Consider the following 11580-nt stretch of genomic DNA (forward strand, 5'->3'; position numbering starts at 1 on the left):
CCTTTCCGTCTCAGAGGTGATCGCCGCCGGCGTCGGACGCGAACCCGCGCACGCCCATGCCGCCGTCGATGGAGATCGCCTCACCGGTGATCGGTCCGGCCTGCTCACGGGAGGCGAGCAGCACGTAGGGACCGGTGAAGTCCTTCGGGTCGGTGCTCGAGTCGTGGAGCGGAATCGGCGGAGGCGGGCTGTCCGGGCCGCGCTTGGCGAACGACGCCGAGATGGACCGCTCGCCGAGCGACAGCGAGTCCGGGCCACGCAGATCGGTGTTCATGCCACCGCAGGCGACGCCGTTGACGCGGACCTTCGGCGCGAGTTCGTACGCGAGTTCGCGCATCAGGCCGAGGCACGCGTGCTTGCTGGCCGTGTACACGGGACCACCGCCGTTGACGTGGAAGGACGCGTTGGACAGCGTCATGACGATGCTGCCGCGGGTCTTGACGAGCTCGCGCCACGCCGCCTCGGCAGCGAGGAAGTATCCCTTGACGTTGACCGCGAACACCTCGTCGAAGGTGTCGGCGAGTTCGCGCCCGGACAGGCGCGTCAGCTGCCGCTGGTAGTCCCACACACCCGCATTCGCGACCAGGGTGTCGAGCTTCCCGAACCGGGCGACGGTGTCGGCGACCGCGGCGTGCAGTTGCTCCGAGTCGCGGACGTCGGCGGCGACCGCGTGCATGCGGGACGGGTCCGCGGAGTCGGCGACGACCTTCTCCAGCTGGTCCAGGTTGCGGCCGAGGATGGTGACCGACGCTCCCTCGGCGAGGTACCGTTCGGCGACCGCCCGGCCGATGCCGGTGCCGCCGCCGGTGATCAGCGCGGAGTAGCCGTCGAGCCAGCCGGTCATCGGAGGTCTCCGAGGAAGTCGGCGACGAGGCGCTCGAACTCGGTGGCGCGTTCGAGCTGGACCCAGTGCCCGCACCTGCCGAAGACGTGCATCTGGACGTCCGGGATCTGCTTGAGCATGATCTGCGCCCCCTCGAGGGTGATCGTGCGGTCGTCGCGGCCCCACAGCAGCAGGGTGGGCGCCTTGATCCTGTGCAGGTCCTTCCACAGCGGGTCCATGCCGTGGCGCTTGGCGAAGGCGGCGTTGTAGTGGTGGTAGAAGGCGATGTGGCTCTCGTCGAGGGACGCCTCGTACCGGGCGCGGACGACGTCCTCGCCGAACTGCTTGTGGTCGAAGACCATTGTGCGGATGAACGAGGCCATCTTCTTCTCGCTCGGCCCGCCGCCGTTGAAGTACTTGAACATCTCCTTCTGGCCCTCGGTCGGGGTGGGGCCGAACGGCAGCCACCCGCCGCCCGGCGCCATCAGCACCAGGCCGGTCACCCGGTCACGCTGCGACTGCGCCATGGCGATGGCCGCGGCGCCGCCGAGGCTGTTGCCGAGCAGGTGGAAGGAGTCGACCCCGAGCTGGTCGAGCGCCTGGAAGAGGGCGTCGACGGTGATCTGTGTGATCGACCGCTCGTCGAGGTCGGCTTCGGTGGGCCGGTAGCTGCCGCCGAACCCGGGCTGATCGGGCAGCAGGATCCGGAAACGCTTCGACAGCGCCGCGAGGTTCTGGTGGTAGTTGCTCACCCCGGAAGCGCCGGGCCCGCCGCCGTGCAGCATCACGAGGACGGGTCCGTCCCCGGGGACCTCCGCGACGGCGATCTCGCCGAGGGAGGTCTGCACCCGGTGCTGCCGGAGTTCGATGTCGGTGGTGGTCGTCACTGGAAGTCCCATCGGTGTCGTGGTCAGAAGAAGGTGGAGATGTTCTTCGACTGCAGGATGTTCTGGTCGAGCAGGATGGTCCGCCGCGCGACCTGCAGCCCGGAGTCGGTGCGGCGCAGCACATCGGTGCGGCCTCCCGCGAAGATGTTCTCCTCGCGTTCGAGACGGTTGCGGTAGACCAGGAACGCCGAACGTACCACCAGGTCGTCGTCGGTGAATCCCGCGTGCTCATCGGGATCAATGTGTCGGACAACGACATTGGTGACGAGGTGACGGGTGCGCGACGGCGGGTCCTCGGCCCACGCCATACCCGAGTCGAACCGGCGGATGCGCCAGGCGAGGCTGTCCTTCGTCTCCTCGTAGAACGCGGCCTCCCCGCGTGCGGCGATCGACAGGGCCTGCTGGCGGCGCAGACGGTTGGTGCGCGTCGGCATCCAGTAGTCGAGGTCGTCGGCGAGCAGGTCCAGCCAGTCGGTGAACCGGCCGTCGTCGAGGAGCTCGGCCTCCTCGTAGTAGAACTGTTCGACCTCGAAATGGGTGTCCCGGTCCGCGCGTCGCCCGGCCCGCGGCTCGGTCTGCGGTGCTGATTCGGTGGTGGTACTCACGGTGTTCGATCCCTTCTACGGACTGGCTGCCGGCGTCGGTCAGCTCAGCCGCGCAGCAACTTTCGGAGGTCGGTGGCGGTGTCGGCCAGCCGCTGCGGGTCGACGACGAGGGAGCGGTCGATCATCCTGCGTGCCGCTCGGACGGCGTTCGAGTCGTCGACCGCGACGGCCCCGACGACCGTCCCGTTCCGCAGACCGAACGCGGAGAACGAACCCGCGCCCAGTTCACCTCGGACGACCGTGGTGTCGGCATCGGCCATGCGGCCCACGCCCTCGACGTGGCGGTGATGGCGATCGGTCCAGAACCACGGCGCACTCGACTCCGGTGCGGGCGCACCGAGCATGGTGGCCGCGGCGCGGCGGCCGTCGTACTGGGCGGCGTCCCAGTGCTCGGCGCGGGGCCGGAGCACGTCCCCGACGCGGATCCGGGTCGGATCTCCCACGGCGAGGACCGCGGGATTGGAGGTGACCTGCCCGGGATCGACGACGATCCCCCTGTCGACGACGAGCCCAGCCGACTCGGCGAGTGTCGTCTCGGGAACCATGCCCACACCGAGGATCACCGCGTCGAACGTTCGGGGCTCGGCCTCGCCGCCGATGACGGCGTCGATCCCCGCACCGGTGTCGGTGAAGGACTCGACTCCGGCCGTGATCGTGGTGATGCCGCGGCCGGTGTGCAGACCGTGCAGCCAGGCCGCGACGTCGTGTCCGACAGCGGCAGCGATCGGCACCGCGACGGGATCGACCAGCACGACCTCGCATCCGAGATCGACTGCCGTGGAAGCGACCTCGGCACCGATCAGGCCCGCGCCGACGACGAGGACGCGGGCGCCCGGCACCAGTGCCTCACGGAGCCGGTCGGCGTCGACGCTCGAGCGCAGCACGTGCACCCGAGGGCTGTCGGCGCCGGGGATCGGCGGACGGGCGGCGTGCCCGCCGGTCGCGAGCACCACCCGGTCCGCGGGCAGCACCGTCCCGTCGGCCAGTTCGACCCCGCCCTCGCCGGCCCGCAACGCGGCCGCCCTGGTGAGGGTGCGCAGACGAATCGTGTTGTCGTCGTACCACTCCGCGGGCTGCAGCGCGATCTGCTTGAGGTCCTTCGCGCCGGCCAGGTAGTCCTTCGACAGCGGCGGCCGATCGTAGGGAAACTCCCCGGCGTCGACGAGGGTCAGGTCACCGGTGAAGCCGCCCGCGCGCAGGGCCCCGACCGTGCTCACGCCCGCGATGCCACCGCCGACGACGACGATCCGGTCGACCCCGGCGGCCATCAGGGCGCCTCATTCGGGAAGAGGAAGACCTCGCCGTCGCGGACCTCGACCCGGTGCGGGCAGGCGTCCTTGGTGGCGGGCAGTCCGTCGACGGCACCGGTTTTCAGGCAGAACTTGCTCGAATGCAGGGGGCACTCCACGTGCCCGTCCTCGACCCACCCGTCCGCGAGGGAGGCGTCGGCGTGGGTGCAGGTGTCGTCGAGGGCCCACACGCTGCCGTCGTCGTCGCGGAGCAGTGCGATGTTGTCGGCAGTTCCCGTCACCGCCTTGTCGATCGCGATGCCCTCCCCTTCCGGGATGTCGTCGAGGGCGGCGACGCGAATACCTGTGGTCATGGCTTCTCCTCGTGCCAGGCGGGGGTGTTCATCAGATCGCGCCAGCGGGCGTAGAAGGCGCGCCCCGCGGCGTCGCTGTAGAGCTCGCTGGTGGTGCCGGGATGCCGGCCGTCCTCACGCTCGGATCCCATCCCCATCTGGTAGTTCAGGGCCACACCGTTGGTGATGAACCCGTGCGAGATGGCCTGCACCTCACTCCAGTTCTCTCCGTCGTCCTGCTCGAAGATGCCGCTGGGCCCGAAGGTGCGCAGGTTGTACAGGCGCTGCGCCTCCCGCACCTCCTCCGGCATCGACTTGTCGACGATGGTCCAGGCCCAGACCTCCATCTTGTCCGGCCCCTTGGGATGCCAGATCCGGATGGAGCCGTTGACCGGCAGGTACGAGAAGTTCGGGAACACGGTCGCATGGCCGTTGGTGAGCGGGCCCTCCACCCGGGCGTCACCGAGACGCTCGCGCAGCGCGTCGTAGTCCGTCCAGTCGTGCACCGTGCGGGCGTCGAAGCGGTTCTTCGGGTGCACCGGGAACCCGGCGCCGTGGCCGTTGGGGTCGACGTACTGTCTGCCGGTGCGGTGCACGATCTCGTCCTTGGGGGCCTTGCCGGTCGGGGACAGCACCATCAGCGCCGACGCGTGGCTCATGTTGACGTGGTACCAGTCGGTGGCGAACTGCTCCGCCGAGAGCTTCCAGTTCCCTTCGAGCACCCACTTGTGCACCCCGCCGACGACAACCGTGCCCTCGTCGTCGTGGTCGAGCATGGCGTCCATGTACCAGGCCATGTCGCCGAGCGATTCCCGCAGGGACACCGGCTCCGGATTCCAGGTACCGAAAATCAGGCCGTGACAGGTCTCGACGTGCGGGACCTCGACCAGACCCCAGTGCTTCGCGTCGAACGACTCGGGGTACCCGTCCTTGTTGGGGACGCTGATCAGCTTGCCCTCGAGGTCGTACGCCCATCCGTGGTAGGTGCACGTGAAGTTGCGGGTGGCGCCGAAATCGGCGCGACACACCCGCGCCCCGCGGTGCCGGCAGGAGTTGAGGAACGCCCGGATCCTCCGGCTCTTGTCCATCGTCACGATGACCGGGTCCTCACCCATGTAGGTGGTGAAGAAGTCGCCCGGCTTGTGGAACTGGTCGGTGTGCGCGAGGAACAGCCAGCTGGGCGCGAAGATGCGTCGCATCTCCTGCTGGTACAGCTGCTCGTCGGTGAAGATGGCGCGGTCGAGCAGGCCGCCGTCGGCGTCGACGAGCCCGGACACGTCGATGTTCCGGGTCATCGCGGCCGGGCGCCGCAACGCGCCGCGCGGCGCCGATGTCGCGGCCCCGCGCGGGAGTTCGCAGGCACCGCCGCACGCCCCGGCGCCAGGTCGGATGGTGGAAGTCATGCCGATCAGACAAGCCGATCGATCCGGGCCGTTCCAGGAGCCGTTCCGTACTACGGCACATCCAGGCGCGGCGTTCCGTACTACGGCACACGCACTGGGTCGGTCACCGCGGCGGAGGAAACATCGTCGCCATGCTCGCCGCAACCGCAGTCTCCCAGAGCGCAACCGACCCGCTGTCCGGCCTCGTCCTCGGAGACGTCCCCGAACCCGAAGCCCGGCCCGGCTGGTCCGTCGTCCGAGTCGTCGCGTCGTCGCTGAACATGCACGACCTGTGGACGCTCCGCGGCGTGGGGCACCCGCCCGAACGGCTGCCGATCATCCTCGGCTGCGACGCCGCCGGCTACGACGAGCACGGCAACGCGGTGATCGTCTACCCGGTGATCGCCGACGCCGACGCCGGAATGGGCGACGAAACCCTCGACCCGAACCGGGCACTGCTGTCCGAACAGCACAACGGCGCCTTCGCCGAATACCTCACCGTGCCCACTCGCAACCTGATCCCGAAGCCGGACTGGTTGACCTTCGACGAGGCCGCCTGCCTTCCCGTCGCGTGGACCACCGCCTACCGAATGCTGTTCACCCAGGCCAGGATCACCGCGGGTGACCGCGTTCTCGTGCAGGGCGCGGGCGGTGGCGTCGCGTCCGCCGCGATCAAGCTCGCCGCCGCGGCCGGTGCCGTGGTCTACGCGACCAGCCGCAGTGAAGCCAAACGAGCCGAGGCCGTCTCCTGGGGTGCCCGCGCCGCCGTCGGTACCGGCGAACGGCTCCCCGAACGTGTCGACGTCGTCATCGAGACCGTCGGGGAAGCGACGTGGGCGCACTCGATGAAGTGCCTGCGGCCCGGTGGCACCATCGTCATCGCCGGCGCCACCAGCGGCGCCAACCCTCCCGCAGACCTCAACCGGATCTTCTACCTGCAGCAGCGAATCCTGGGATCGACCGGCTGCACCCGCAGCGAGCTGGTCGCGATGCTCAAGATGATGGACGCCACCGGCCTGCGCCCGGTCATCGACCGCACCCTGCCGCTCGCCGAGATCCACAAGGCCTTCCAGCTGATGATCGACGGCACGCTCACCGGCAAACTCGTCGTCCATCCGAATCCGGAGCAGCAGTGAGGAATCCGCCCATGCCCGCCGCCCTCGTGGGGCTCTCTCATTCACCCCTGATCGGCAAGAACGACCCGGCCCCGGAGGTTCTCGCCCGGATCGACGCCGCCGTCGCGGGGGCTCGCGCATTCGTCCGCGACTTCGATCCCGAACTCGTCGTCCTGTACGCACCGGACCACTACAACGGCTTCTTCTACAAGGAGATGCCTCCGTTCTGCCTCGCCACCGAGGCCCACGCCGTCGGCGACTTCGGCTCCCAGGCCGGACCGCTGTCCGTCGACGCCGCCGCCGCGAAGGCGCTCGCCCAGGGTGTCCTCGACCGCGGTGTGGACCTGACCGTCTCCGCGCGCATGGTCGTCGACCACGGATTCGTCCAGCCCCTCGAGGTGCTGTTCGGCGGCATCGACCGGGTGCCGGTGGTGCCGGTCTTCGTCAACGGTGTCGCCACCCCGCTCGGCCCGGTCAGCCGGATCCGCGCGCTCGGCACCGCCGTCGGCGAAGCCGCTGCCGCACTGGACAAGCGGGTGCTGTTCCTCGCCTCCGGCGGCCTCTCCCACGACCCGCCGGTCCCCACCCTCGACGGCGCACCGCCGCGGGTGGCCGACGCCCTCATCGAAGGCCACCCGCCCACCCCGGAACAGCGCGCGAAGGGTGAGGAGCGGGTGATCCAGGCGGGACGCGACTACGCCGCCGGTTCGACCACGATGATCCCGATCAACCCCAACTGGGACAACCTCGTCCTCGACACCTTCGAGCGCGGCACCCTCACCGACATCGACGCCTGGACCGTCGAGTGGATGGGCGCCGAGGGCGGCGGCTCCTCGCACGAGGTGCGGACCTGGATCGCCGCCTACGCCTCCCTCGCCGCGACCGGTGCGTACACCATGAGTTCCCGCTTCTACGAACCCGTTCCGGAGTGGATCGCCGGCTTCTCGGTGACGACCGCGATTCCTCGGTGAGCTCTACGGCGTGCTCGCCGTCGCGGTGAGAGACCTTTCGCCCGGTCGGACCGGGCGAAAGGCCCTCGTGAACTGCCCTGGCCGTCAGGCGGGGACGCGGGCCCGCGGGGAGGAGGCGAACCCCTCGCTCGGGGCGAAGCGCGCCAGCAGGTCCTCGGCCGGTTCGCCGGCCGCCTCCGCGATGTAGGCGAGGACGTCGTCCTTGCCCTGCAGGGCGACGAGGGCGTCGGGTTCGGACAGGAACCGGAACAGCGCCGCCGCCACCGGCTCGCTCACCGTCGCTGCGGGAAAGAACAGGTCGGCGGACTCGGCGTACTTCGCGTCGCCGAGGAACAGGCGAGTGACCTCGGCGGCCGCGTGTCCGCGGGTGTGCCAGTGCTTCTCGAACTGCTCGGTCAGCCACTCCTGCGTGAACTCGCCGTCGTGGTCCCGGGCCGCCGCGACGAGTGCGGCGATCTGGACGACGGTGTTCTGGGCGCCCTGGCCGGCGATCGGGTCGAACGAGATCGCGGTGTCCCCGATGGCGGCGACGACATGCCCGCCGGGGGTGCGACCGACCGCGCGGCGTACCGTCGGGGTGACCGCACCGCGCAGCCACGAATGGGGATCGGCCTCGATCACCTGGAGCTGCTCGACCTCGGCGGCGTCCTTCGGGAAGTAGTCGCGGTACAGGTCGACCACCACCTGCCGGGCGGTGTGCGCGTCGGTGACGGACGCGAACCGCTCCACCCACGGCGACCCCGGCTTCGCGAACCCGAGGAAGCTCCACGACTGACCGGCGTCCTTGTGCAGGTACGGACCGAACCACGCCTCACCGAAATCGGTGTGCAGGTTGAACTGGTTGTGAGTGCCGCCACCACGGTATCCCCAGGTTTCGGGACCCTGGTCGAGTCCCTGCAGCGTCACCATCAGCAGGTGTCGCTGCGGCTCGGTGTAGACGGTCCGCTCGTCGTCGACCGGGAACAGGCCCGACAACCCACCCTTGCCGGTGGCGACGAGGGTCAGGTCGTGTTCGGCGGCGATCGCGTCGAGCCCGTCGACGTCGATCGCGCGGACCTCGAAACGTCCGCCCCCGTCGAGGAAGCGTCCCAGTCGGTCGTCGGCGCGCAGCCGGACATCCACACCCTTTGCGATGTACCGGAAGTCGGGATCGAATTCGAGAACCTCACCGTAGGTGTCGCCGACGCCGGTGTGCAGCCGGGCACTCATTCCCGTCGAGTACGGACCGTCGGCGTAGAGGTCCTCGATGATCTGCGAGTCCGACTCCTGCGACTTTCCGAAGTACACGGCGGTCCCCGTCGCGGGGACGTCGTTGCGCAGCGAGTCGCGGTCGCGGTCGCTGTACAGGGTGACGTCGAATCCGATGTTCCGGAGGCCGAGGGCGGCGGTCGTACCCGCCAGCCCCGCCCCCACGATTGCTGCTGTGCGTGCCATGTGAGTTCTCCTGGTGCAGTGTGTGAGCCGGCTCAGCCGACGTATGCGTTGAATCGTCCGGTGACGGTGGACAGTTCGCCACCGAGCCGGTACTTCGCCGCTCGGTGGTCCTCCGGCAGCCTGTCGCCCTGGCCGAACAGCTTGTGGCGCAACGTTCCGTCCCGGTATCCGGTCGGGTAGGCACCGCGTGCCTGCAACGCGGGCACGACGTGGGTGACGACGTCCTCGAAGGATCCGGGCGTGACGGCGTACGCGAGGTTGAAACCGTCCACGTCGGTCTCGTCCACCCATTCCTGCAGGGCGCTCGCGACGGTCTCCCCGGAGCCGACGAACCGCGGGCCGAGGCCACCGATGCCCGCCCACTCGGCGATGTCGCGGACCTTCCACTCCCGGCCGTCGTCGTCGGCCTCCTGGAAGGCCGCGACCGCGGACTGGATGGCGTTGGACTCGACGTTGCCGATCGGCTCGTCCAGGTCGTAGCGGGACAGGTCGATGCCCATCCATCCCGACGTGAAGACCAGTGCCCCTTCGACACTCGCGTACCGCTTGTACTCCTCGTGCTTCGCGGCGGCGGCCTCGTCGGTGGCGTCGGTGATGATCGTCGACAGCGCGTAGATGCGCGCCGAGTACGGGTCGCGGCCCGCGTCGACGAGGGACTGCCGGATCCGCGCGACGGTGTCCTTCAGGACCCGCTTGGAGGGTCCGCCGATGAAGATCGCCTCCGCGTTCTCCGCTGCGAACCGCACGCCCCGCGGCGACGCCCCGGCCTGGTAGATCACCGGCGACCGCTGCGGAGACGGCTCCGACAGGTGGATCCCGGGAACGGTGAAATGTTTTCCGCGGTGCCCGATGTGGTGCACCTTCTCCGGGTCGACGTACACCCCGGCCTCGGCGTCGCGGACGACCGCGTCCTCCTCCCACGAGCCCTCCCACAGCTTGTAGAGCACCTCGAGGTACTCGTCGGCGTGGTCGTAGCGGTCGTCGTGGCCGAGCTGGTCGTCGGCACCGAAATTCCGTGCCGCCGAGGGCAGGTACCCGGTGACGACGTTCCAGCCGATGCGGCCGCGGGTGAGGTGGTCGAGCGTCGAGAGCCGGCGGGCAAACGGGTAGGGATGTTCGAATCCGGTGCCGGTGGTGATGCCGAATCCGAGGTGCTCGGTGGCAGCGGCCATCGCGGAGACCAGCAGCAGGGGGTCCGCGACCGGGATCTGGGCCCCCTGCCGCAGCGCGGCCTCGTCGGTGCCGCCGTACACGTCGTAGGTGCCGAGGACGTCGGCGATGAACAGACCGTCGAACAGGCCCCGCTCGAGCAGCTGGGCCAGCTCGGTCCAGTACCGCAGGTCGGTGTAGCGGTGCGACTGGTCCTGCGGGTGGCGCCACAGTCCCGGCGACTGGTGCGCAACGCAGTTCATGTCGAACGCGTTGAAGCGGATCTGCCGCACAACCTCGCTCACGCCTGCACTCCCGGCCGGCGTCCGGCGTTCCAGGCGTACGGCAGCGCGTCCCCGTTGAGCAGGTGCGCGCCAACCGCCTGCTGCTTGTAGATCAGCGGGTTGTGCGCGGAGATGACACGGGCGTTGCGCCAGTGCCGGTCCAGTCCCAGGCCCGATGCGCTGATGGAGGCGCCTCCGACCTCGAACAGTTCGGACGTGGAGTCGAGCACCAGCCCGATGACCACGGACTGCGCCTTCGCGGCCGCGGCCTCGGCGCGGTCGAGCAGTTCCGGATCCTGGCCACCCGCGTCGAGGAGGGTGTCGAGCTCGTCCGCGACGGCGAGGACCGCGGCGCGGGCGCCGTACGCGGCGGACGCGAGCCGGCCGATCACCTGCTGCACCAGCGGATCGTGACGCGGCAGGTCGGCCGCGGCGTGGGTGAAGGTACGGGTACGGCCGCGCACCCAGTCGATGGTGTCCGACTCGGCGCGCGCGGCGATGCCTGCCAGTACCGCGAGCTGCACCAGCTGGAGGTACGACGTCGCGTACGTGCGCCCGGGTTCGCCGTATCCGGGACCGAGGATCCGGTCCTCCGGAACGACGACGTCGGTGAACGTGGTGGTGCCGGACGCCGTCAGCCGCTGACCGAAGCCGTCCCAGTCGTCGGACTGCGTGACGCCGTCCTGGTTTCCGTCGACGAGGACGGAGATCCGCTCGCCGTCGCGGTCGGCGGCGACGAGGATGTGGTCCGCGTACAGGCTGCCGGTGCTGTAGTACTTGACTCCGTTGAGGATCCAGTCGTCCCCGCGCCGGGTCAGGGCGGTGCGGTACCGGTCGGCGGATCCGACGCCCGGCTCGGTGATCGCGTTGCCGACCAGGGTGCCGGTGGCGGCGGCCTCGAGCCAGCGACGGGCGCGGTCGTCGCCGGCCAGGCGCTGATCCTCGACGAAGCTCCAGTGCACCCGAAGCGCCTGCGGCAGATTCGATTCCGCGGCGGCCAGGTCGATCAGGAGGTCGAACAGCTGCCGGACGGTGGCGCCGAAGCCGCCGTTGCCGACCGGCACCCGCAGCGCACCGAAGCGCGCGTCCCGGAGCCACCCGGATTCGTCGAAGGGCAACCGGCGGTCCCGCTCCCGCTCCACCGCACCCTCCGCGATGCGCGCGAAGATGGGTTCGAACTGCTCGCGAAGTTCGCTGGTCGTCGTCCCTTCGCTCACTGCGCTGTCGATCGTTGCACTGCTCACGTACCTGCTCCTTCGTCACCGGGGATGGATTCCACGATGCCGGGCGGGGCGGAGGAAGGCACCAATTACGATCGCCGAGAACGGAACCGGTGACGAGAGCGCCG

Annotated in this window: 11 protein-coding genes; 2 read left to right on the forward strand and 9 right to left on the reverse strand. The window is 69.7% G+C overall.

The window, feature by feature from the left end; genetic code table 11:
- Positions 1–10 precede the first annotated feature (10 nt).
- The 6 genes from ACFYVR_RS23975 to ACFYVR_RS24000 are packed head-to-tail and all read right to left on the reverse strand — an operon-like array spanning position 11 to position 5087.
- Entirely contained in the window at positions 11–844 is an 834-nt protein-coding gene (locus tag ACFYVR_RS23975; RefSeq protein ID WP_387477936.1) for an SDR family NAD(P)-dependent oxidoreductase, read from the reverse strand.
- A complete protein-coding gene (locus tag ACFYVR_RS23980) occupies positions 841–1722 on the reverse strand; it encodes an alpha/beta fold hydrolase (protein ID WP_387477939.1) in 882 nt (293 codons plus the stop codon). The genes ACFYVR_RS23975 and ACFYVR_RS23980 overlap by 4 nt, the downstream gene beginning before the upstream one ends.
- 11 nt (positions 1723–1733) lie before the next feature.
- Positions 1734–2315, reverse strand: coding sequence for a 3-phenylpropionate/cinnamic acid dioxygenase subunit beta (locus ACFYVR_RS23985; protein WP_387477942.1), 582 nt, complete (start codon positions 2313–2315; stop codon positions 1734–1736).
- A gap of 44 nt (positions 2316–2359) precedes the next feature.
- The gene (locus ACFYVR_RS23990; RefSeq protein WP_387477945.1) at positions 2360–3583 is read right to left on the reverse strand and encodes an NAD(P)/FAD-dependent oxidoreductase; all 1224 of its coding nucleotides are present in this window, start codon (positions 3581–3583) and stop codon (positions 2360–2362) included.
- Positions 3583–3918, reverse strand: coding sequence for a non-heme iron oxygenase ferredoxin subunit (locus tag ACFYVR_RS23995; RefSeq protein WP_387477947.1), 336 nt, complete (start codon positions 3916–3918; stop codon positions 3583–3585). Before ACFYVR_RS23995 ends, ACFYVR_RS23990 begins: the two co-directional genes overlap by 1 nt.
- Entirely contained in the window at positions 3915–5087 is a 1173-nt protein-coding gene (locus tag ACFYVR_RS24000) for an SRPBCC family protein (RefSeq protein WP_387478053.1), read from the reverse strand. Before ACFYVR_RS24000 ends, ACFYVR_RS23995 begins: the two co-directional genes overlap by 4 nt.
- A gap of 344 nt (positions 5088–5431) precedes the next feature.
- Here ACFYVR_RS24000 and ACFYVR_RS24005 point away from each other — a divergent pair, with 344 nt between their 5' ends.
- Positions 5432–6415, forward strand: coding sequence for a zinc-binding dehydrogenase (locus ACFYVR_RS24005; RefSeq protein WP_387477950.1), 984 nt, complete (start codon positions 5432–5434; stop codon positions 6413–6415).
- Between the two features lie 11 nt (positions 6416–6426).
- Complete coding sequence (locus ACFYVR_RS24010; protein ID WP_387477953.1) at positions 6427–7365, forward strand: 3-carboxyethylcatechol 2,3-dioxygenase; 939 nt, start codon at positions 6427–6429, stop codon at positions 7363–7365.
- An 84-nt stretch (positions 7366–7449) separates the two neighbouring features.
- Here the strand turns inward: ACFYVR_RS24010 and ACFYVR_RS24015 are convergent, their stop codons facing one another.
- The 3 genes from ACFYVR_RS24015 to ACFYVR_RS24025 are packed head-to-tail and all read right to left on the reverse strand — an operon-like array spanning position 7450 to position 11476.
- On the reverse strand, positions 7450–8799 hold the full coding sequence (locus ACFYVR_RS24015) for a styrene monooxygenase/indole monooxygenase family protein (RefSeq protein WP_387477956.1): 1350 nt from the start codon (positions 8797–8799) through the stop codon (positions 7450–7452).
- 32 nt (positions 8800–8831) lie between these two features.
- Entirely contained in the window at positions 8832–10253 is a 1422-nt protein-coding gene (locus tag ACFYVR_RS24020) for an LLM class flavin-dependent oxidoreductase (RefSeq protein WP_387477959.1), read from the reverse strand.
- On the reverse strand, positions 10250–11476 hold the full coding sequence (locus tag ACFYVR_RS24025; protein ID WP_387477962.1) for an acyl-CoA dehydrogenase family protein: 1227 nt from the start codon (positions 11474–11476) through the stop codon (positions 10250–10252). The genes ACFYVR_RS24020 and ACFYVR_RS24025 overlap by 4 nt, the downstream gene beginning before the upstream one ends.
- Positions 11477–11580: the final 104 nt, after the last annotated feature.

The sequence above is a fragment of the Rhodococcus sp. NPDC003318 genome, from assembly GCF_042879035.1.
Taxonomy (GTDB): domain Bacteria; phylum Actinomycetota; class Actinomycetes; order Mycobacteriales; family Mycobacteriaceae; genus Rhodococcus_G.